Origin of the sequence: Snodgrassella sp. W6238H11, from assembly GCF_016100525.1 — a bacterium.
Lineage (GTDB): Bacteria > Pseudomonadota > Gammaproteobacteria > Burkholderiales > Neisseriaceae > Snodgrassella > Snodgrassella alvi.
The window spans coordinates 475,199-496,532 of record NZ_JACFSH010000002.1; the positions used below are offsets into that span (position 1 = coordinate 475,199).

16 protein-coding genes, 5 tRNA genes and 1 pseudogene are annotated in these 21,334 nt (G+C 38.3%); 10 read left to right on the forward strand and 12 right to left on the reverse strand.

What is annotated here, in order from left to right; all coding sequences use genetic code 11:
* Positions 1-30: 30 nt before the first annotated feature.
* Both H3V00_RS05510 and H3V00_RS05515 read left to right on the forward strand, forming a co-directional pair.
* Positions 31-1,212 carry an FAD-dependent monooxygenase gene (locus H3V00_RS05510; protein WP_198206844.1) on the forward strand — a complete coding sequence of 394 codons (1,182 nt, stop codon included), beginning with the start codon at positions 31-33 and terminating at the stop codon, positions 1,210-1,212.
* A gap of 36 nt (positions 1,213-1,248) precedes the next feature.
* Entirely contained in the window at positions 1,249-2,412 is a 1,164-nt protein-coding gene (locus H3V00_RS05515; RefSeq protein ID WP_198206843.1) for an FAD-dependent monooxygenase, read from the forward strand.
* Positions 2,413-3,021: 609 nt separating this feature from the next.
* On the opposite strand, the gene H3V00_RS05520 is transcribed toward H3V00_RS05515, so the two are convergent.
* The 7 genes and pseudogenes from H3V00_RS05520 to msrAB all read right to left on the reverse strand — a co-directional run.
* A tRNA-Leu gene (locus H3V00_RS05520) sits at positions 3,022-3,112 on the reverse strand.
* Positions 3,113-3,154: 42 nt separating this feature from the next.
* A tRNA-Cys gene (locus tag H3V00_RS05525) sits at positions 3,155-3,229 on the reverse strand.
* A gap of 18 nt (positions 3,230-3,247) precedes the next feature.
* Positions 3,248-3,321: transfer RNA gene (locus tag H3V00_RS05530), tRNA-Cys, on the reverse strand.
* Positions 3,322-3,361: 40 nt separating this feature from the next.
* A tRNA-Gly gene (locus H3V00_RS05535) sits at positions 3,362-3,437 on the reverse strand.
* A 30-nt stretch (positions 3,438-3,467) separates the two neighbouring features.
* Positions 3,468-3,543 (reverse strand) — tRNA-Gly (locus H3V00_RS05540).
* Positions 3,544-3,650: 107 nt separating this feature from the next.
* Positions 3,651-4,223, reverse strand: a complete 573-nt coding sequence (gene pgsA / locus H3V00_RS05545; RefSeq protein WP_025331015.1) for a CDP-diacylglycerol--glycerol-3-phosphate 3-phosphatidyltransferase — start codon at positions 4,221-4,223, stop codon at positions 3,651-3,653.
* A gap of 238 nt (positions 4,224-4,461) precedes the next feature.
* A pseudogene (gene msrAB, locus H3V00_RS05550) lies at positions 4,462-5,454 on the reverse strand (bifunctional peptide-methionine (S)-S-oxide reductase MsrA/peptide-methionine (R)-S-oxide reductase MsrB); the annotation flags it as partial.
* Between the two features lie 146 nt (positions 5,455-5,600).
* On the opposite strand from msrAB, the gene H3V00_RS05555 reads away from it, so the two are divergent.
* The 5 genes from H3V00_RS05555 to rfbD all read left to right on the forward strand — a co-directional run bounded on the left by H3V00_RS05555 (position 5,601) and on the right by rfbD (position 9,821).
* Positions 5,601-6,089, forward strand: a complete 489-nt coding sequence (locus H3V00_RS05555; protein ID WP_037394376.1) for a GNAT family N-acetyltransferase — start codon at positions 5,601-5,603, stop codon at positions 6,087-6,089.
* Between the two features lie 396 nt (positions 6,090-6,485).
* Positions 6,486-6,941 (forward strand): transcriptional regulator NrdR, encoded by a 456-nt coding sequence (gene nrdR / locus H3V00_RS05560; protein WP_025331013.1) that lies wholly within the window; start codon positions 6,486-6,488, stop codon positions 6,939-6,941.
* A gap of 105 nt (positions 6,942-7,046) precedes the next feature.
* The gene (locus H3V00_RS05565; protein ID WP_041879836.1) at positions 7,047-7,640 is read left to right on the forward strand and encodes a hypothetical protein; all 594 of its coding nucleotides are present in this window, start codon (positions 7,047-7,049) and stop codon (positions 7,638-7,640) included.
* Positions 7,641-7,643: 3 nt separating this feature from the next.
* A complete protein-coding gene (gene ribD, locus H3V00_RS05570) occupies positions 7,644-8,786 on the forward strand; it encodes a bifunctional diaminohydroxyphosphoribosylaminopyrimidine deaminase/5-amino-6-(5-phosphoribosylamino)uracil reductase RibD (protein ID WP_198206842.1) in 1,143 nt (380 codons plus the stop codon).
* 174 nt (positions 8,787-8,960) lie between these two features.
* On the forward strand, positions 8,961-9,821 hold the full coding sequence (gene rfbD / locus H3V00_RS05575) for a dTDP-4-dehydrorhamnose reductase (protein ID WP_025331010.1): 861 nt from the start codon (positions 8,961-8,963) through the stop codon (positions 9,819-9,821).
* 56 nt (positions 9,822-9,877) lie between these two features.
* On the opposite strand, the gene H3V00_RS05580 is transcribed toward rfbD, so the two are convergent.
* Together H3V00_RS05580 and H3V00_RS05585 are read right to left on the reverse strand one after the other, a co-directional pair.
* Positions 9,878-10,321, reverse strand: coding sequence for a DNA polymerase III subunit chi (locus H3V00_RS05580; protein WP_037394368.1), 444 nt, complete (start codon positions 10,319-10,321; stop codon positions 9,878-9,880).
* 10 nt (positions 10,322-10,331) lie between these two features.
* Complete coding sequence (locus tag H3V00_RS05585; RefSeq protein ID WP_084553503.1) at positions 10,332-11,741, reverse strand: leucyl aminopeptidase; 1,410 nt, start codon at positions 11,739-11,741, stop codon at positions 10,332-10,334.
* 133 nt (positions 11,742-11,874) lie between these two features.
* Between H3V00_RS05585 and lptF the strand changes: the two genes are divergently transcribed.
* Together lptF and lptG are read left to right on the forward strand one after the other, a co-directional pair.
* Complete coding sequence (gene lptF, locus H3V00_RS05590; protein ID WP_084547227.1) at positions 11,875-12,984, forward strand: LPS export ABC transporter permease LptF; 1,110 nt, start codon at positions 11,875-11,877, stop codon at positions 12,982-12,984.
* Positions 12,984-14,072 (forward strand): LPS export ABC transporter permease LptG, encoded by a 1,089-nt coding sequence (lptG, locus tag H3V00_RS05595; protein ID WP_198206841.1) that lies wholly within the window; start codon positions 12,984-12,986, stop codon positions 14,070-14,072. Before lptF ends, lptG begins: the two co-directional genes overlap by 1 nt.
* Before the next feature lie 545 nt (positions 14,073-14,617).
* Here the strand turns inward: lptG and H3V00_RS05600 are convergent.
* Genes H3V00_RS05600 through H3V00_RS05610 form a run of 3 tightly spaced genes read right to left on the reverse strand, consistent with a single transcriptional unit; the run spans position 14,618 to position 19,564 of the window.
* Positions 14,618-15,937 carry a TolC family protein gene (locus tag H3V00_RS05600; RefSeq protein ID WP_198206840.1) on the reverse strand — a complete coding sequence of 440 codons (1,320 nt, stop codon included), beginning with the start codon at positions 15,935-15,937 and terminating at the stop codon, positions 14,618-14,620.
* Positions 15,937-17,364, reverse strand: a complete 1,428-nt coding sequence (locus tag H3V00_RS05605; protein ID WP_198207161.1) for an HlyD family type I secretion periplasmic adaptor subunit — start codon at positions 17,362-17,364, stop codon at positions 15,937-15,939. The genes H3V00_RS05600 and H3V00_RS05605 overlap by 1 nt, the downstream gene beginning before the upstream one ends.
* A 34-nt stretch (positions 17,365-17,398) precedes the next feature.
* Positions 17,399-19,564, reverse strand: coding sequence for a type I secretion system permease/ATPase (locus H3V00_RS05610; RefSeq protein ID WP_198206839.1), 2,166 nt, complete (start codon positions 19,562-19,564; stop codon positions 17,399-17,401).
* 480 nt (positions 19,565-20,044) lie between these two features.
* On the opposite strand from H3V00_RS05610, the gene H3V00_RS05615 reads away from it, so the two are divergent.
* The coding region (locus H3V00_RS05615) for a calcium-binding protein (protein ID WP_304944954.1) at positions 20,045-21,334 on the forward strand (1,290 nt) is incomplete at its 3' end.

A 21,334-nucleotide genomic window follows, 5' to 3' on the forward strand; every position in this document is an offset into this window, starting at 1 on the left:
ATTTGACTGTCTTGATTAAGAGTACTGCTTATGCAGCCATTATCACATTATCCGTTTATTATTATCGGTGCAGGCCCTGTTGGCATGCTTACTGCTTTGTTGTTAAAACAGCAGAATCAATCGGTTTTATTACTGGAGGCCAGAGCTGCTGACAGTAATCTGAATGATCAGCGTACTCTTGCTTTGTCATATCATAGTATCCAGACTTTCCGGCAGGCCGGAGTATATCTGCCTGATGAAATGTTGACTTTTATCCGGCAGGTACATGTTTCACGGCAGCATCATTTTGGTCGTGTACTAATGTCAGCACACGATATAGGATTACCTTATCTTGGAGCGACGATTGATTATGTCAGATTATTACAGGCTTGTGAAACAGCATTACAAAAAAACAATATATCTGTGCAATGGCAAACAACTGTTGAACAGGTACAAAGTACAACTCATTGGGCTTCAGCACAGTGTTTTTATCAGCAACGAAGGCATAACTTAACTGCACAATGGCTGATTCTGGCAGAAGGAGGTGAACTGGCTGCCGGTTTGCCGAATATAAAAGTACACACCCATGATTACCGGCAGCTGGCTTTAGTTAATACTCTAAAGTTCGAGGCAGGCAATCATGCTATTGCCTATGAACGTTTTACTGAAAATGGACCGCTTGCTTTATTACCTTATAGAAATGATTTTCGACTGGTCTGGACATGTACTCATGAAGAAGCATTGCAACGAGAGCTGTGGAATGTGGCTGAATTTAATCAGCAGTTACAGTCTGTAATGGGAGATCGCTTAGGTCATTTAGAGCAAATGGGAACGCCGGCAACTTTTCCATTGAAATTACGTCAGCTTAACCAGGTGTATAGTCGGAGAGTAATTTGCATCGGAAATGCCGCTCAAACCATGCATCCAGTTGCTGCACAAGGATTGAATCTCGGTGTTCGTGATGCCGAAATGTTAAGTGCAACATTTGGTAAGACAGATAAGATTTCTCTTAATGATAGTTCTTTAGCCGGAAAATATGCACGAATACGTGCTTATGATGCTCGTGCAGTTGTAGGCTTTACGCATATTCTGGTACAACTGTTTGATCATGCTCACAGCGGGCTGGCATATGGACAAAGTATGGGTATGAGTATTTTGGGATCAGTGCCTGTTTTGAAGCATAAGTTTACCAGGCAGCTGGTTTTTGGAGTAACTCCGCATCCCGATATCTAGAATAAATACTATTGTTTAAACGATATGGAAAGCAAAATGTGCATAAATACACAATATGATTTTGATGTCATTATTCTAGGGGGAGGGTTGGTTGGTGCAACTTTAGCTTTAGCTTTACATCGGCAAGGTAAAAAGATTCTTATCATTGAAAAAAAGCCACCTCAAACAGATTTGCTCAGTCTCTCTCAGTCTTGGGATGCCCGTATTTATGCCATTAGTCCGACTAATCAGCAATTTTTAAATAGTTTAGGTGTTTGGCCGGAAGAAAGAGTACAAAAAGTAAGCCATATGGAAGTTTATGGTGATGGTAATGGATGCATTAGTTTTGACGCCTCCAGTATAAATGTACCTTGTTTAAATTCAATGGTTGAAAACCGCTATTTGCTGGCAAAATTGTGGCTAGCATTGGAGGAAGAGGGGGTAGCAATAGTCAGTAATTGTCCTCAATCTGTGATTACCGATGTATGGTCGGCAAAGATAACTCTGGAAAATGGTCAAACTTATTGCAGTCAGCTAGTGGTTGGTGCAGATGGAGCTAATTCTTGGTTGCGTGAACAGGTTGGCATTGAAGTAAACGCTTCTCCATATCAGCAACAAGGTATTGTTGCTAATTTCAACACGGAAAAACCACATAATGGATGTGCTTATCAGTGGTTTCGTGGTAGTGATATTCTTGCTTATTTGCCTTTGCCGCAGCAGCAGATTTCTATCGTATGGTCGATATCTGACCCAGAAAGTCTGACGAAACTGGATAAAGAAAGTTTTGCACGGGAAGTTGCTTTGGCAGGTAATCAAAAGTTAGGTGAACTAACACTAACCACTCCTGTGGTCAACTTTGACCTGATAATGCGACAGCCTAAAAAAATTGTCAGCCAAAGAATTGCTCTGATTGGGGATGCAGCTCATACTATTCATCCATTGGCCGGACAAGGCGTAAATCTGGGTTTTGTAGATGTGCAATGTCTCAGTAACTTACTGACAAATGCCAGTGATTCGGGTATATGGTCTATTCTCAGGCAGTATCAGCGATCAAGATTATTAGCAGTAAGGCTGATGCAATATAGTTGTGATGGTTTATTCAAATTATTTGCCAATGACTATTTTCCTGCCATTGGCTGGGTTCGTAATAAAGGATTGAATCTGGTGAATTATTCAGGCTTAATTAAAAAAAGAATGATTCGGGAAGCAATGGGTTTATGATTTAATAATAAAGATTTGTTGCTAAAGATAGAGTAATAATGACTGGATTAAGCAATAATGAAATTATTTTTATATTCTCAATTTATATTTCAATTTATAGCTCATCATAATTGAGAATATAGATTTGTATGAAAAATTTTGCTTTATACGATAGTAGTATTGAATAAAACATTTATCTAACATTGGAATTTCGCTAATTTCATTGTTACCAATATAAATTTGCTGGCTTTTTATCTCTGTAGTTCTTTATCAGTTTTGCTATTGGCTGCGCATGCCTAAGGTATTAGCTACTTCGAATTCAGTGCCTGTTTTAAAGTTCTATACGCTTCACCCAGCTTTAAATTCATGTTTTTTAAAATGCATGGTTATTAAAAATACTAAGTATAGTTTGATTACTGCTTTTCTAAATTTTATAAAATATGTTAGAGCATGTTCTTTATGTATAGGAATATATGTAAGAGGTAGAAAATCATCAATAGAATTTCAGGTATCAATTTGATGTTTTATATGTCACAGAGCAGTTGAAAAAGCAAAATATACAAGTGTGTATTTCTTGAAATATAAATGTAAAGAATCCAGATACATCTAAGTGTATCTGGATTCAATAAATGGTGCCCGGAGCCGGAATCGAACCGGCACGGCCGTTTTAAGAGCCGACGGATTTTAAGTCCGTTGTGTCTACCAATTTCACCACCCGGGCGGGTAGTTTTTAATGCACTTTTGTGCATATTTGTGTGCTGTATGGAGGCGGGGGCACGGATTTAAACCGGCCTGCACAGCTTTGCACACTGTGGCATAGTCACTCTGCCACCCCGCCATAAACTTTAATATAATCTGGAGGCGGGAGTCGGAATCGAACCGGCGTACACGGATTTGCAGTCCGCTGCATGACCACTCTGCCATCCCGCCTTATATATTACTCAATCGGGTAGAGCAACTATTATAAAACTGGAGCGGGAAACGAGTCTCGAACTCGCGACCTCAACCTTGGCAAGGTTGCGCTCTACCAACTGAGCTATTCCCGCAAATTCACTTTATACATGTGAACATGTTTTTGGAGCGGGAAACGAGTCTCGAACTCGCGACCTCAACCTTGGCAAGGTTGCGCTCTACCAACTGAGCTATTCCCGCGTTGTTCATTCGTACTGAATGAAGAAGCAACATTATATCGATGAAAAAAAATGTGTCAAGATTATTAATACATCTGATGAAGTATTTTTTGCTTTCACTATGATTTTTTAGGATTTAAATTCTTTCGTTGCCATCTTTAAATAATACAGCATTGACCAGATAGTAAGGATACAGGCTATAAGCATAAGAATATTTCCAAATATCCATAACAAATTGGGTTCTGCTAATGGTGGGGAAGTGAGTAGTAAAAGAAAAATAGCTGCCATTTGTGCCGCGGTTTTAAATTTTCCCAATTTGGCTACGGCAACACTATTTCGTTTGCCAAGCTGAGCCATCCATTCCCGTAAAGCAGAAATGGTAATTTCACGACCGATGATAATCATGGCAAATATGGCATAGGTGCGGCCGGTTGCTACAAGTAATATCAGAGCAACAGCTACCATTAGTTTATCCGCAACCGGGTCAAGAAAAGCACCAAAATTAGATGTTTGTTTCCAACGACGTGCCAGATAACCATCAAACCAGTCAGTTATTGCAGCTACGGCAAAAAAGCCTGCTGCAAGCCAGTTAATGATCTGGCGATCACTAATCCAGTCTGCTGGCAAATAAAATAATAAAGTAAATATTGGAATGATAAGGATACGCAACCAAGTGAGCAATATCGGAAAATTCCATGGCATAACGGGGTGTCCCTGACAAGTTATGATTTGGTTGCTTATATGATACCGCTTTGAGCGCTTTAAGGTGATTTTTTATTATTGATTAATGAATGTATCTCGGGATAAATTGTTGTGATAATTTTATATTTTTATTTAAATATTTAATTATTAGTTATGTTTTGATAGTAATTTATACTATTGGAAACTACAGCATCGGACAGCAAAGATAGTTTATATATCCTGTCCGATGCTGAGGAAGTTATTTCACCATGTCTTTATAGGCAGCATAGCCGGCTGCATCCATCTCTTCATAGGGAATGAATCGTAAACTTGCTCCGTTGATGCAATAACGTAATCCACCGCGATCTTGCGGACCATCTTTAAATACATGTCCTAAATGTGAGTCTGCATGCTGACTACGCACTTCAGTTCGTTGCATACCATGACTGTTATCTTCATGTTTACTCACTGCTTCGGATTGTATTGGCTGACTGAATGCCGGCCAGCCGCAACCGGAATTGAATTTATCCCGTGAGCTGAAAAGTGGCTCTCCACTGACAATATCTACATAAATCCCAGGGACAAACAGTTCATCATACGGATGACTATACGGACGCTCAGTGCCTGCATTCTGAGTAATTTGATAAGCTTCTTCACTTAGTTGCTGGTGTAAAGTGGCTGCATCAGGTTTGTGGAAAGCATTTGCATCATATAATGTTGTGGAAGTCTGAGATGGTGGCAATTCAGGCAGAGGCTCCCGGGCTTTTCGTAAATCAATATGACAGTAGCCTTGTGGATTTTTGTCCAGATAATCCTGATGATATTCTTCAGCGGGGAAAAATTGTTGTAAAGGCAAGTTTTCTACTACGATAGGTGCAGTATAACGTCCTTGTTCAGCTTTAATCATTGCCTGAATAACATCATGGTCAGCCGGATCTGTATAGTAAATACCGCTGCGGTACTGGGTGCCTGTATCGTGTGCCTGACGATTTAGGGTAGTAGGGTCTACAATCCGGAAAAAATGCCGCAGGATATCGGTTAAAGAGATGATATCTGCATCATATTTAACCTTTATCGTTTCAGCATGGCCTGTGTCCTGATTGCATACTTCTTCATAGCTTGGATTATCAGTATGACCGTTGGCATATCCGGCCTCGGTTTCAATCACGCCATTTAAACGCTTAAAATAGCCTTCCATACCCCAGAAGCAGCCGCCAGCTAGATAAATAGTTTTTAGATTCATGATGTTATTCCATATATTTGTGTGGTTTATTTGTACATGCTAACACCAGCATGTGTTGAATAAAAGATGTTGTTTTGCTTAAATATGTTTAGGTGATATAAAATCTCTGCCTTATTTTGATAAATTGATGCATCGTCATATTGGTTATAGATCATATGAGTATTATTACTTATTTACGTCCTGCGAGACCGGAAGACTGCGAAGATATTTATAATGCTCATCGCTATGCTGTTCAGTATACCTGTGCACGTAAATATGATGAAACAGTATTGAAAGCATGGTTGTCATTATTAAATATACAAAGCTATTTGCATACGCTGGCAGATGCTAATAAAGCCTTATGGGTGGTTGATTATAAAGGTCATATACAAGGCTTTTTTCAGATGGATTTAGTAGAAGCTCAACTGGATGCTTTATATATCCATCCTTTCGTACATAATCAGGGTTTGGGAACTGCTTTGTTGCAGCGTGCTGAAGATGTTGCCAGTCGTGCAGGGCTGGGTATGCTGAAGCTCTATGCATCGCTTAATTCAGTAAAATTTTATGAAATTAATGGCTATACTTCATTAGGGGAATGTGCATTGCCCCTCAATCTTGACGTTACCGTTAACTGTTTGCTGATGCGCAAATATTTAATTGAGTGATTTGCTATAAACAAATTTGTCCAAATTTAATATTTAATACAGAAAATGAAAATTTAAAATTAATGGTTTGAATAATTATTAAATTTATTTTTATTAATTGTATGTTTAACTAAATTGTTGATAGTAAATTTCTATTTCTCTTTTTTAAGAGTATTGGATTATCTAATAATTATAATGTGCCTATTTTTTAATCAATGAAAAATAATTAATATAAATCAATATTATATTGTACTTATCCCCATATTTTACCTAAAGTTTTGCGCTGAATTTTGTGTACAGGTGGATAAGTTATCTATGATTGATTAAATCATTTGAATTTACAGAACAAAGAAGCTTGCCAGCAGTGGTACTGCCTGCCACAATAGCTATTCAATTTAATATTTATTTTGTATTTATATGAAATGTCCTTTTTGCCAGCATAATAATACACAGGTAATTGATACACGTCTGAGCGAGGGTAATAATAGTATTCGCCGACGTCGTCGCTGTCTGGCTTGTGATTGTCGGTTTAGTACGTTCGAAGTAGTTGAAATGCGGATGCCATTGATTATCAAACGTACCGGAGAAAAAGTTTTGTTTGATCCGGCTAAGTTGTATACCAGTATCAGCAGGGCATTGCATAAACGGCCAATGGATCGGGAAAGTATTGAAAATGCAGTGGCAGAAATAGAAACTAATCTTTATCACATGGGGGTTAAAGAAGTTCCCAGTCAGATGATTGGAGATATGGTCTTGAGTTTACTGGCTAAGCTGGATGAAGTTGCTTATGTGCGCTTTGCTTCTGTATATAAAAGTTTTCACGATGTTTCTGAGTTTACTCAATTAATTGCTACTTTAAAAAATACGAATTAGTCATATCAGCCCTTGAGAAGAGTGTTGTTTTGTTCGCTGCATTCGGCGCTAATTCTTGTTATACTTTGTAACTATTATGCCTTGTCATGAAAGCTTAAATATATCATGTTGAAATCTCGTATAGGGTTGTGTGCAATACTTTTTTTATTGGGCTTATCTGCTTGCACGAAACAGGATACTTCTGTAACTATGGATGCAAGCGATACTCAGACTGCCAGTAGTAGTGCTGCATCTGCTGAAGAGCCTGCAGCTTCTGCTACTCAAACTCTGACCAGTAAAGACAGTAAACTCAGTATAGTAGTAGACGGAGATTTTGCTGATGTACTGGATAGTGCAACAGACTGGGTAGATCCGGCTCAATTAAATAATCTTACTTTATTACAGCATGATGACAGTAGTAATATCACTTTGGCAGTAAATAACTTAGGTTCATTAAAAATTAAACCAGATGAATATTTTAAAAATCTGGCTGACAGTCTCGAGCATAATAGTAGCATCAGTAATATCAAAGTAGGTGTCGCTACTGTAAACCGTATGAATTATCGTTTCAGTCATCAGCAAAATGGTACGTTGCTAAATGAAAGCTGTGTTGCACTGACTGTGGATAATAATCTTTATTCAGTATGCGCCAGCAGTGAGAGTGCCGACTATAATGCACTTGCTGGTACTTTAAAAACCATAAATGTACAGAATAATTAAAAAATGAGCTTTTCTGAGCTTGATGCGAAGTTTATGCAAACCGCCCTTGAGCTAGCCTGGCAAGGGCGGTTTTCTACCAGTCCTAACCCGAGAGTAGGCTGTGTTATTACTCATGGCGAACAAATTGTGGGTCAGGGATTTCATGTCTGTGCAGGACAGCCTCATGCAGAAATACACGCATTACATCAGGCAGGATATCTGGCAAAGGCTGCTACTACCTATGTAACCTTGGAACCGTGCAGTCATACAGGTCGGACAGGACCATGTGCTCAGGCATTGATTGATGCTCATATTAAGCGTGTTGTTGTTGCTATGAGCGATCCAAATCCATTGGTAAAAGGTAATGGATTAGACATGCTGCAAAAGGCAGGTATACAAGTCGACAGAGGTTTGTTTGCACAACAGGCGCGTGAACTGAATTCTGGTTTTTTATCCAGACAGGAAAGAAATAAACCTTATATCAGATTGAAGATAGCAGCTAGTCTGGATAGTAAGACAGCTCTAAGTAATGGTTTAAGCCAGTGGATTACTGGAGAGGCAGCGCGTGATGATGTGCAGACATTACGTGCTGAAAGTTGTGCTATATTAACTGGTGTTAATACTATACTGGCAGATGATCCTCTGTTAAATGTACGTCGTTTTTCGACATTAAGACAACCGTTGCGTATTATTCTGGATAGCCGCTTACGTCTTACACCTGAATATCAAGTAATTCAGGACACTAAAAGTCCTACACTGATCATTACTACTGTCACAGATAGCGCTAAAAAAGCCATTTTTGCATCTTATCCGCATGTTTCTATTCTTACAGTACCTGCAAATTTGCGAGGGCAGATTGATTTACAAAAACTTTGGGCAATTCTGGCTAAACGTGATATTGGTTCGATATTGGTGGAGGCAGGTTCTATATTGAATTCAGCATTGCTGACAGCTGATGCAGTTGATGAAATCATTTACTATCAGGCTCCCAAAATACTCGGAGCTAATGCGCGCAATGCTATTGAAATATCGGAAAATCCAAATGCTTTAACAGAGCAGAAATGGCAGACTGTTGATGTAAAAGTTTTAGGTCAGGACTGTCGCTGGTTATTGCGTCATCGTGAAAGTGCCGAATGGTTAGTAGGTAAAGCTGCTTCAGATGCATAGTTAGCTGCATATCAAATCAATTCTTCTGAGTAAAAATGTTTAGTGCTGAAAATAAACTTTCAATATGTAACAATAAGCTTATTTTATGTAAGCATAATTTTTAAACGTGATTTAACATTATCGTTGTAAATATATTCATTTTTCTATTGGCAATTTAAAATAAAAGGTTTCGCCATGCGTATTTTATTAACAGGTTCAAAAGGTCAGGTAGGTAGTTGTTTAAGAGACAGATTACCGGAAAGCTGGGAGCTGATTGCCAGTGATTCTCAGACTCTGAATATTACTGATGCACATAATGTGCTTAATATGGTGAAAACTTTTGAACCGGATGTGATTATTAATGCGGCAGGGTATACCAAAGTTGATGCTGCGGAAGCAGATATAGACAAAGCTTTTGCTGTAAATGCAACAGGAACACTGAATCTGGCTCAGGCTGCGCATTCCATTGGTGCACGTCTGATTCATATATCGACTGAGCAGGTATTTGATGGTCATCATCATGTCATTCTCACGGAAAATATGGCACCTAACCCTTTGAATGTATATGGGCATAGTAAACTGGCGGGTGAACTGTTGGCTTTAAATGCTCATGTAGATGCTGTGGTTATTCGTACTTCATGGGTTTATAGTGAATACGGACATAATTTTGTGAAAATTATGTTACAAAAAGGATTGGAAACACCCAATATGCGGGTTGTTGATGATCAGATTGGTTGTCCTACCTATGCCGGAGACCTGGCTGAAGCCATTATACGTCTTGCAGCATTACCTCATTCTCCGCGCGGTTTATTACATTTTGCAGGAAGTCAGCAGATGAGTTGGGCAGAATTTGCTCAGCGTATATTTACTGAAGCGGCAAAAATTGACGAAAGGTATAATCAGGTTAAGGTAGAACGTATTGCCACAGCTGATTACCAGTCAGCAGCCAGAAGACCTGAGTTTGGTATTCTGGATAGTCGTACCTTGCAAAATATGCTTCCGCAACCGGTTACTGATACACCTTTAGCACATATTGTTGAAAAATTGATGAGATAAAAATCATAAAAGAAAGCGGGTTAACTGATAACCCGCTTTTTTGATAACTGCTAGATTTAGTTTTGCGTACGCATATCGAAATGCTCAACTTTAAATCCGGCGCTCCGATAAGTGCGAAAACGTTGACGTGCAGCAGCAATTTCATCCAGATCATTACTTACCAGTTCTAATACACGTTCTGGTTTCCGGGGGGCATTACACCAGTATGCATCTGCAAGATTAATAACAACATAATCTTTTTCTATTACTGGTAAATCTTCACCATAAGCCAGTAATACTGCTTGTAAACCAATTGGTTGAACCTGTTGTGGTGACCAGATTTCATGTGGAATAAAACTTGCAGGTTGAAATGACCATAAAGCATGATCCAGTTGATTAACACGGCTTACATCATCACACCAAATCAAAATATTTGAACCACTTTTAAATACTTTTTGCGTCAGCCGGCATGTAAATGAAACGGGGTCTGTAATGTGAGTATAAAAAGTAGTTGTGGCCATATCTTTTTTCTCAGGATTGCTGAATCAGATACTCAAGCAGAAGCGGAACAGGACGACCTGTCGCACCTTTATTATTGCCGGAATTCCATGCCGTACCGGCAATATCAAGATGTGCCCAGGAGTAAGATTCAGTAAAGTATGAGAGAAAGGCAGCAGCCGTAATCGTTCCCGCAGGACGACCGCCAATATTTTGTAAATCAGCAAAGTTGGATTTTAATTGTTCTTTGTATTCCTCAAATAATGGTAGTTGCCATGTTTTATCATTAATACTGTCTGCTGCCTGTAATAAGTGATCAATTAATTGCTGATTGTTACCTAATACACCTTGTGCAACATGTCCTAAAGCGATGATACAGGCACCAGTAAGGGTAGCAACATCGATTACTGCTTTAGGCTGAAAGCGTTCAGCATAGATAAGTGCATCACATAATATCAGTCTGCCTTCTGCATCAGTGTTTAAAACCTCAATATTTAAACCATTCATAGCCTGAACAATATCGCCTGGTTTAACAGCATTCCCTGAAGGCATATTTTCACAAGTTGGGATTATTGCAACGAGGTTTAATGGTAGATTGAGTTTTACTGCAGCTGCAAAAGTACCAATAACCGAAGCCGCACCACACATATCAAATTTCATTTCATCCATGGCAGCACCTGGTTTAAGAGAAATACCACCAGAATCAAAAGTAATACCTTTGCCAACCAAAACTACCGGTTTATCTTCGTTATTCGAAGCTCCATGATATTGCAATTCAATAAGATAAGCTCCGGCCGTGCTTCCCTGTGCAACAGACAGTAAAGCATTCATACCCATTTCCTGTATTTCGGTTTCGTTTATGATTCTTGCACTGGCACCTAAATCATTGGCAATCTTGGCAGCAGAAGAAGCCAAATAGGCCGGAGTACAGATATTTCCCGGTGCATTGCCTAAATCTTTACAGATATTCATACCATAGATGATAGCTTCGGCCTTGCTAAGGTGGTTATTGATAGGATGAATAGTTTGATAATTGATTTTTTCAAGTAAAACTGGCTTAGAATCTTTTTTGAATTTATCAAAGCAATAGACCGCTTCGCCAACAGCAATTGTAAAAGCCTGTACCCATTTCTGGGCAAGTATTTCCGGTAATTTGCTTAAATCTATATTGAGTGATGATTGCTCTTTGGACCAGCTGGCAGCTTTTGCGGCCAGTTTCTGGATACTGGCATAATCATCTTTATCGATATTTACTACAGCTAAAGCCTGTAAAAATTCATCTTTTACGGTGTGTGTCGCAATAAAATCCTTTTGCTGCTGTTGTAATTGAGTTAACAAAGTATTAGCCAGATGTTGTTCTGGTTTGCTTTCTTTGCAATACACAAATAGTAAAGAACTGTTGTTTTGCGGCTGCAATTGTTCCGCATTTATGCTAAATTCCATATTTTCCTATCCTATTTTATAAGGGCATTATATATATTCTGTACGAATCATGCGTTAAGCAGAACCGGATGCACTTATTGTAACGCAGGCTGCCGCTAAAGTAAGGACAGTCGCAAATGTGTTTAATTATCTTATGATTTATCAACGCCAATTTATTAAAGAATTATCATGGACTGCCGTAGGCATATTCGTGATCTTATTGGTAGTACTGGTAGCTACACAGGCAATCAATCTGCTGGGTCGTGCCGCCAGTGGTCGTGTAGCCATTGATGCAGTGTCTGCGTTAATTGGATTCTGGACAATTGGCCTGACACCTGTACTGCTTATTCTGACAGCTTACATCAGTATTATCACAGTACTTACACGTTATTGGCGTGATAGCGAAATGGTGATCTGGCTATCCAGTGGCTTATCATTAAGAAACTGGATTATTCCTTTAATGAAATTCGCTATTCCGTTTGCAGTTTTGGTGGCAATAGTTTCCATGCTCATTCAGCCTTGGGCAGAGTGGCGCAGCCGTGAATTTGCGGAGATACTAAAACAAAAACAGGAAATGTCATTACTGGAACCCGGGGTATTCAAAGAAATTGGCAAAAGCCATCCGCGAGTTTATTTCATTGAAACATTTGACCCTGATAGCGGTCGTGCCAGTAATCTTTTTGTTCGTGAAAAAGAAAAAAATGGCAAGGAAAGTTCGATTTTTGCGAAAAAGGGCGAATTTAAACAGGATGGAGAGAAACGTATTCTTACTCTTGAAGACGGTTTTCGCTACTATGGAAAGCCCGGACAGGCTGATTATCAAAGAGCTTCTTTTGATAAAATGACAATGATTATCAGTGTTAATACAACCGTTATAGATCCAAAACAGAACCGGCATACAATTCCTACTTCTGCATTATTTGCTAGTAACAAACCCATTTACAAAGCAGAACTAATGTGGCGCTTATCATTACCGATTAGTGTTATTGTACTTGCTTTAATGGCTTTACCATTATCCTATTTTAATCCCCGTACCGGACATACATACAATATTCTGATTGCAATTGCAGTATTTTTAATTTATCAAAATGGCCTGACCTTTCTGCGAGATCTGGTAGAAAATGGTCGTATACCTTTCTGGCTAGGCATATTTCCAATGCATCTGATGATGTTTATGCTGTTTCTATTCTTATTACGCTGGCGTGACTTTCCATCAGCCTCTTTTAAAACAGCGTTTACATCATTACTGGGAGGACGGTCCTGATGCGTTTGCTTAATCGTTATGTCATCAGCCAAATGACTGTTTATACTTTATATGCATTATTGGCACTGGTAAGTTTATACAGTTTTTTTGATATTATGGGTGAAATCAGCCACGTTGGTGACGGACGTTATACTGCCGATAAAATGCTGTATTATGTTCTTATGCTGATTCCGACACATGCTTATGAGCTTATGCCTCTGGCTGTACTGGTTGGTGCTCTGGTTTGCCTTAGTCAAATGGCCAGTAATAGTGAATTTACTGTAATCAGAACATCCGGAATCAGTTTGTCTAACATTATTAGTATGATGCTGCAATTTGGACTATTCTTTGCAGTCATTGCTGCGCTGCTTGGTGAATATGTCGTACCTAGAATAGGTCCTTATGCAGAACAGTATCAATTACATGCACGTCAGAACAGCATTAGTGCTGGAGATAGTGGTATATGGTTAAAACAAGGAAAAGACATTGTAAATGTAGCTGAAATGCTTCCGGATGGCAGCTTAAGAGATATCAATATTTATCGACATGATGAAAATTTTCAACTGACTGAAACTTTACATGCTTTCAGTGCTAAAGTGGATGTTCATTCTACTGAAGGTAAAAAATCTAAATGGCATTTGAATCAGGTAGATCAGTCACTATTGGGAAAAAATCAGATATCTGTAAATCATATTGAAAATCTGGATTGGAAAATGTCTGTTAATCACCAGCTTCTCAATATATTGCTGGTAGCACCAGAACAAATGTCAGCTATAGCACTTTCAACTTATATCAAGCATCTGAAGCATAATCATCAACAGACAACACGCTACGAACTTGCCTGGTGGAGAAAGATTGCCTATCCATTGGCGTGTATGGTTATGGCTTTGGTAGCGCTGGCATTTACGCCTCAACAAAACCGGCATGGGAATATGGGTCTGAAACTATTCTATGGAATATGTTTAGGACTATTATTTCATTTTTCCGGAAGACTGTTTGGATTTACCAGTCAGTTATATGGAGTGCCGACTATAATTGCTGCATTTTTGCCTACAATTCTTTTTCTTTGTCTGGCTGTTTATCTGATTCGAAGACAGGAAAAACGTTAATATCCATTTTTGTATTTAAACTTTATACGCCTGAACCGTAAAATGTTAAGTGATAGTTACTAATTTCAATAAGAAAATTAAATGGATATTGTTTTTATTGTCAGTCTCATTAAACAATTTATTAATTGCTAAGAAAAATATTGATGAATTAATTTCTAAATATTATTCAATAGAATTTTAGCAAATAATTGACGGTAAAAAATTTGGTTATAGTGAGTTTATTTCACATATAAAAATTCTAAGCAAATGAGGAAATTATATTTATATTTACCATTTTGTAAAAAGTTACCATACCTGAAAATAGCTTTTGTGAATTTGAGATTTTTGCTTTATTTATACTCGAAAATAAAAGATTATCGCCTGTAAAGAATTGACTCAACAATTAATAGATAATTTAAATGATTGCGATTTTAATTCAATACATTAAATTTTAGGAAACTCTAAAAATTAAATAATATTTTTTATTTAAATAAAAATTGATTTAACATAAAAATGAAAATTCAAATAAAGTAACAAATTTCTCTTAAGCAGCTATCAATAAATGCCTAATACAATAATTTATGCAATTTTTTTTGTTCTGCGGGTTGAGTCAAAATACCTGCGCTTTGCAGAAGCTGAATATATGTTGTTATATAACCATACTGTGCTTCGGACAATTTTTGCTCAGCATCAGCCTTAGCCTGTAAAGCCTGTAATTCATCCAGATTACTGCGTATACCAACTTTACGACCTAATTGGGTAGCTTCTAATTTTACAGAATTCGCTTTTAATAATTGTTGCTGTGCCTGAATCTGATAAAGATTGCCTAATGTAGTCTGATAAGCCTGATTAACATTAAGTTCAATTTTACGTTCAGTAGCAATTAATAAAAATTTATTTTGTTGCTCTTTTGCAGCTGCTTCTTTAATTTTACTGTGGATTAATCCACCACTAAATAAAGGCATTGAAAGCTGAACTGTAACAATCCCACCTTTACTGCGAGTACCATGATCCAAACCATAAAATTGCTGAATCTGATGATTGTCCTGATAACCGCCATTAATCGTTAACTTCGGCCAGTTTTCTGCTTTAGCTGCGATATAAGCTTGTTTAGCATTTTCTAAAGCCAGCTTTTGCTGTTGCCATTCCGGATTATTTGTTTGTGCTGTGTTTATCCAGTCTGCTTTGCTTGTTTTGCCTAGTAAGTCGCCAAAATCTGTATGTCTTAAACGTTTAATTTTCTTCGGATCAAGGCCGGTGATATTAGCCAGATTATTTTGAGCTACCAGCAGATCGGTCATTGCACTAACTTTTTTTGCACGCGCTGCTTCATACCCAGCCTGAGCTTCGTTTGTATCCAGAATAGTGGCTGCACCTTTATCGAATAGAGCTTTGGATTGTCTGATTTGCATTGCATAGGCTTCTTTTTCTTTTTCAATTGAAACCAGTTTATCTTCAACGAGTAAGACCTGAAAATAAGCCTTAGCAACATTAAATAGTAAATCTTCTTTTACATTCTCCAGTTGCCAGTCAGCCATATTGGCGGTAATTTTACCTTGCTGGTATTGTGCCCATTTAGTTTTATCAAACAGAGCCTGACTTGCCTGAACATTCCAGCCATGAGTCTGGGTTGTACTGGATAGAGAGGGAGGCTGCTTCTGATAGATATAATTGCCATTTATCTGAGGGAGCAGAGCAGCACGTGTCTGTGCCAGTTGTTCTTTTTGAGCATCGCGTTCACTTTGAGCTGCTGAAAAATCTGCAGAATAGTTTATTGCAGCCTGCCAGGCATCAAATAAATCGAATGCCTGTACAGGAGTAGAAATAACACTGTATCCAATACAAATACAGAAAGCTTTCCAAATAGTAAAAGTATATTTTTGCATCAGCGTTCTCGCATACTTTCATCAACTTTAGTTTGCAGCGGGCTTAACAAATAGGTGATAACGCGACGCTTCCCGGTTTTAATTTCTGCAGTTACATTCATACCGGCTGTTAAATTCACTTTTTTACCATCTATCATCAGATAATTTCTATCCAGAACAATAGTAGCGGCAAAAACCAGCCCCAGTTTTTCATCTTCAATTGCATCAAAACTTACATTTTTTACTTTACCGGTCAGGTATCCGTAGCGAGTATAGGGAAATGACTCAATTTTAATAATGGCACTTTGTCCTGCTTTAACAAAACCGATATCTTTATTCGGAACAAGTGCTTCGATTTCCATCTGATCCTGATCCGGCACAATAACCATAATTTGCTGAGCAGCTGTAACGACACCGCCTATAGTATGTGTGGCCAGTTGCTGCACCGTACCGTCGACAGGTGATTTCAATGTCATTAATTGTTTACGCTGTAACGCTTTATCAGTTGCTTCTGTTAGTTGTTGAATTTGTTCATTGGCCTGACGCAATTGATCGAGTGTATCGCGTCTAAGGGTATTAGTCTGTAACTGTCTGTTTTGCTCTGCTTCGCGTATGCTTTCCTGAATTTGACGAAGCTGACTACGCTGGCTGGCTAAGTCATTTTTATTTTGAATAAACTTGCTTTCCTGCTCGTAATAAGCATGTTTGGATACAAAATTTTGTGCCAGTAAGTCCTTATAATCAGCTGTACGACGTTGCTCAATGGCTGTAGTTTGTTCAAGTTTACTTACCTGTGACTGGGTTCCCTGTAACTGTGCCTGATGTTCGCGCAATACAGTCTGCAATTGGGCATCCTGAGTAAACCATGTTTGGAACTGATTTATAGCTAATGATTGTGCTTCCATAATCTGATCAGGAGTCAACTGCCATTTTGTTGCCAGCTCATGATCCAGTACAGGAGGCTGATGTGTATCAACAGCACGAATCACCGCTTCCAGACGTAATTTATTTAAACGTGCGGCCTGCAGGGATTTTTCTGACTGAGCATAATCACTGTCAGAACCAATACCACTTAGCTGAACTAATACTTGTCCGCTTTTTACATGATCGCCATTTTTGACTGCAACTTTATCGACAACAGATGTTTCAAGCGGCTGGATAACTTTACTGCGTCCGCCTGGGGTAGTTTTACCCATTGCTACAGCAACAATATCCAGTTTGCCAATTAATGCCCATAATAGTGCCAGCAGGGCAAACAGAATAATCAGTCTTGCTGTCCATTTAGGTGCGGCAGAAACAGGTGTTTCAGTTAATTCCAGATGTGCCGGTAAAAAAGCACGTTCGTCTTCATCCCGTTTAGGCGGATCCAATTGAAAGCGTACCGCCCAGACATTTTTCCAGACTGTGCTATATCGTTGTAAAAAATCTTTAAAAGCTTGAAAGCGAATGCCCATATCTTATTTTCTTATTTTAAATTTAATGTCAGCTGTTTTGCAGTTGATATAAATAGCGATAGTAACCATTTGGTTTTTCCAGTAACTCCTGATGAGTACCTTGTTCTACTATGCAGCCTTTATCCATGGCTATAATACGATTGGCCATACGGACTGTAGACAGACGATGTGCAATAATCAATACAGTACGTCCTTTGCAGATAGCCTGCATATTTTTCATAATAGCTCGTTCGGATTCATAATCCAGAGCACTGGTTGCTTCATCAAGAATCAAAATACGCGGATTGCCTACCAGAGCCCGGGCAATTGCTACTCGTTGTCTTTGACCTCCTGAAAGGCCAGCGCCCTGTTCTCCAACTATAGTGTCATATCCTTCCGGCAACTCCATGATAAATTCATGTGCGCCGGCCATTTTAGCAGCATACATTACTCTTTCCAGCGGCATGCCCGGATCAGCAAGAGCAATATTGGCACGGATACTCTGATTGAGCAGAACGTTTTCCTGAAGCACCACACCTACCTGACGCCGTAACCATGCCGGGTCAGCCAGTGCCAGATCATTACCATCAACTAAAACCCGCCCCCGCTCCGGTGTATATAAACGCTGTACTAGCTTGGTCAGAGTCGATTTACCTGAACCGGAACGCCCGACAATTCCCAGAATTTCTCCGGGCCGGATATTTAAACTCAGATCCCGTAAAATTTCTGCACCATCAGGCCGGTAGCGAAAAGAAATTTTTTCAAATTCAATTTGTCCTTTAATATTGGGGAGAGCCATGCGCGAAGTTGGATTTTCCGTCGGGGTATTCAGAATATCTCCTAACCGTGATACCGATATTCCCACTTGCTGGAAATCCTGCCATAGTTGTGCCAGCCGGATAACAGGAGCTGCTACTTGTCCTGCAAGCATATTAAATGCGATTAACTGACCTACAGTCAGATCACCCTTAATTACCAGATGCGCACCAAGCCACAACGTGACAACTGTAACCAGTTTTTGAATAAACTGCACACCTTGTTGTCCGATAGTAGCCAGCCGGGCAACACGGAAACCGGAATTGACATAAGCGGCCAGTTGCTGATCCCAGCGTCTGGTCATCTGTGGTTCAACGGCCATTGCTTTAATGGTACCGATAGCAGTGACTGATTCAACCAGAAAAGACTGATTATCGGCATTGCGGGCAAATTTTTCATTCAAACGAGCGCGTAAAATCGGGCTGATAGTTGCAGACCAGATAGCATAGCAGGGCAGTGAGATAACAACTACCAATGTTAGCCAGCCACTATAAAACCACATAACCAGCAAAAATATAAAAGAAAAACATAAGTCCAGAACAGAAGTTAATGCCTGTCCGGTTAGGAAATTCCGGATTTGTTCCAGTTCACGCACCCGTGCAACGGTATCTCCCACTCGGCGATGCTCAAAATAAGCAAGAGGCAGACTTAACAGATGTCTGAACAATCGTGCACCTAATTCAACATCAATACGTGATGTGGTATGAGCAAATACATATGTACGTAATCCGCTAAGCACGACATCAAAAATAATGATCACCAGCAATGCAATAGTAATAACATCAAGTGTAGAAAAACTGCGGTGAACCAGAACTTTATCCATTACCACCTGAAAAAACATAGGTGTAACAAGTGCAAAAAGCTGAATAAAAACGGATACAACCAGTACTTCCAGAAAGATACGCCGGTATTTGATAACAGCCGGAATAAACCATGTGAAATCAAACTTGGCCAGTTGACCAAGTATTGATGCACGGGAAGTAACCAATATAAGCTGTCCGGAATATCGCTGATTAAATTCTTCTTTCGTAAGAATAACCGGTTTACCCTGTTCAAGATCCTGAATTAAATAACGATCACCATCTATTCTGGCCAGAACAAAATGCTGACCGTCATCCCGCCATACAACAGCAGGCAAAGCTACAAGATGCAGACGTTCAACATTATGCTTTACCAGCCTGGCTTTTAATCCCAGTTCTTTGGCTGCCAGTAGCCATTGCTCACTGTTTAAATCCCCTTTTTCAGCATATTTATGGGTAATATCGGCAGGATTAACTGCCAGACCATGAAAATGAGCAATAAGTATGAGTGCAGTAACCGCTATATTGGGTTTTTGAAAACTATCTGATTTTTTTAAAGAATCAGGTTTTGAAGGCAGAGAATCAGGTGATAATGACATAGGTATTAAAAATATCTTAATTTAAGATGACAAATTAACATAAATAATAACAAAAATATACTTAAAATAAACAATATAATTCAATTATTTAATAATTAATTATATTGCATTAAATTTAATATATATTTAAATAAAATTTATATTTATTTGACCGGATACTATATAGTGTAAAATTTTGTTGATATTGATCTTGAATTTTAGTAGTCTGTTCTAAATCAGGTTTTGTTAATCTTAATATAATATAAAAAAGTAACTAAGTTCAGATAAAAATATTTTTTAAAATACGAACTAGTATTTTAGTCCTTATTAATATAAAAAAATGATATTCAGATTATTTTATTTAAGAAGTTAAATGTAGAGTTGTATTTATTGTTTTGTTTATAAAGTAAAGGGGGGGTTATATAAATAGAAATTAATTATTAGAATGCAAATATTAAATTTAACTTTTGTATTAATTTTTTTTAATTAAGGATTAGCTATATGAATGCGTTAATAAAAGAATACCAATATCAGAATACGAGCTCAATATTTTCAGATAATGTGAACCTAATTGAAGGAAGTGATAAAGATGATGTTTTATCAGGAACAAGTCAGGATGATACTCTGATAGGAGGTGCTGGAAATGATAATTTATATGGAGGAGAGGGTAACGATACCTATGTCTTTGCCAAAGGACATGGTAAAGATTATATTTCTGACAGTGCAGGAGAATCAGATACGATTCAGTTTTTAGATGTCAATTTTGAAGAAGTGAAATTCAGGAAAAAAGACAATACACTGTTTATTTATGGTTATAACGAAGGAGATTCAGTTGAAATAAAAGATTTCTTTATTGGCTGGGGAAATCATTCAATAGAGAATTTTATCTTTAAAGATAGAACAGTTACGTTAGAACAGCTTCAGAAGGAAGGAATGAAACTGTACGGAACATCAGGAAATGACAATATCAATATATCAAAAGGCAGAGGAATACTGCATGGCGGAGATGGTAATGATACTCTTAAAGCCAGTCAATATGATATTGCAAATGACATACTTGATGGTGGTGCAGGAGATGATACATTATGGGGATATAAAGGAGATGACATCCTGATAGGAGGTGGAGGAAATGATAATTTATATGGGGGAGAGGGTAACGACACTTATGTTTTTGCTAAAGGACATGGTAAAGATCTGATAAGTGACGAGGCAGGTGAAGCAGATACGATTCAATTTTTAGATGTCAATTTTGATGAAGTGAAATTCAGAAAAAACGGAAATACACTGTTTATTTATGGCTATAACACGGGAGATTCAATTGAAATACGAGATTTTTTTTATTCGAATGGAATTAATGCTATAGAAAATTTTATATTCAAAGATAGAACAGTTACATTAGAGCAGCTTCAGAAAGAAGGAATGGAGTTGTATGGAACATCAGGAAATGACAGTATTTATATACCAAAAGGTAAAGGGATACTGCATGGCGGAGATGGTAACGATAATCTTAGTGCCAGCCAACATGATAACGCAAATGACATACTGGATGGTGGGGCTGGTAATGATACCCTTTATGGATATAAAGGAGATGATACTCTGATAGGAGGTACAGGGGATGATAATTTATATGGAGGAGATGGTAACGATACTTATATTTTTGCCAAAGGACATGGTAAAGATTATATTTCTGACAGTGCAGGAGAATCAGATACGATTCAATTTTTAGATGTCAATTTTGATGAAGTGAAATTCAGAAAAAACGGAAATACACTGTTTATTTATGGCTATAAC

Excerpts from the sequence above, each read along its gene's own strand:
- H3V00_RS05600 (WP_198206840.1), bottom strand. The coding sequence starts at position 15,937 with ATGCAAAAATATACTTTTACTATTTGGAAAGCTTTCTGTATTTGTATT.
- H3V00_RS05580 (WP_037394368.1), bottom strand. The coding sequence starts at position 10,321 with ATGGCCACAACTACTTTTTATACTCACATTACAGACCCCGTTTCATTT.
- H3V00_RS05510 (WP_198206844.1), top strand. The coding sequence starts at position 31 with ATGCAGCCATTATCACATTATCCGTTTATTATTATCGGTGCAGGCCCT.
- lptF (WP_084547227.1), top strand. The coding sequence starts at position 11,875 with ATGATTTATCAACGCCAATTTATTAAAGAATTATCATGGACTGCCGTA.
- lptG (WP_198206841.1), top strand. The coding sequence starts at position 12,984 with ATGCGTTTGCTTAATCGTTATGTCATCAGCCAAATGACTGTTTATACT.
- H3V00_RS05515 (WP_198206843.1), top strand. The coding sequence starts at position 1,249 with ATGTGCATAAATACACAATATGATTTTGATGTCATTATTCTAGGGGGA.
- H3V00_RS05555 (WP_037394376.1), top strand. The coding sequence starts at position 5,601 with ATGAGTATTATTACTTATTTACGTCCTGCGAGACCGGAAGACTGCGAA.
- H3V00_RS05585 (WP_084553503.1), bottom strand. The coding sequence starts at position 11,741 with ATGGAATTTAGCATAAATGCGGAACAATTGCAGCCGCAAAACAACAGT.
- nrdR (WP_025331013.1), top strand. The coding sequence starts at position 6,486 with ATGAAATGTCCTTTTTGCCAGCATAATAATACACAGGTAATTGATACA.
- pgsA (WP_025331015.1), bottom strand. The coding sequence starts at position 4,223 with ATGCCATGGAATTTTCCGATATTGCTCACTTGGTTGCGTATCCTTATC.
- H3V00_RS05610 (WP_198206839.1), bottom strand. The coding sequence starts at position 19,564 with ATGTCATTATCACCTGATTCTCTGCCTTCAAAACCTGATTCTTTAAAA.
- H3V00_RS05565 (WP_041879836.1), top strand. The coding sequence starts at position 7,047 with ATGTTGAAATCTCGTATAGGGTTGTGTGCAATACTTTTTTTATTGGGC.
- rfbD (WP_025331010.1), top strand. The coding sequence starts at position 8,961 with ATGCGTATTTTATTAACAGGTTCAAAAGGTCAGGTAGGTAGTTGTTTA.
- ribD (WP_198206842.1), top strand. The coding sequence starts at position 7,644 with ATGAGCTTTTCTGAGCTTGATGCGAAGTTTATGCAAACCGCCCTTGAG.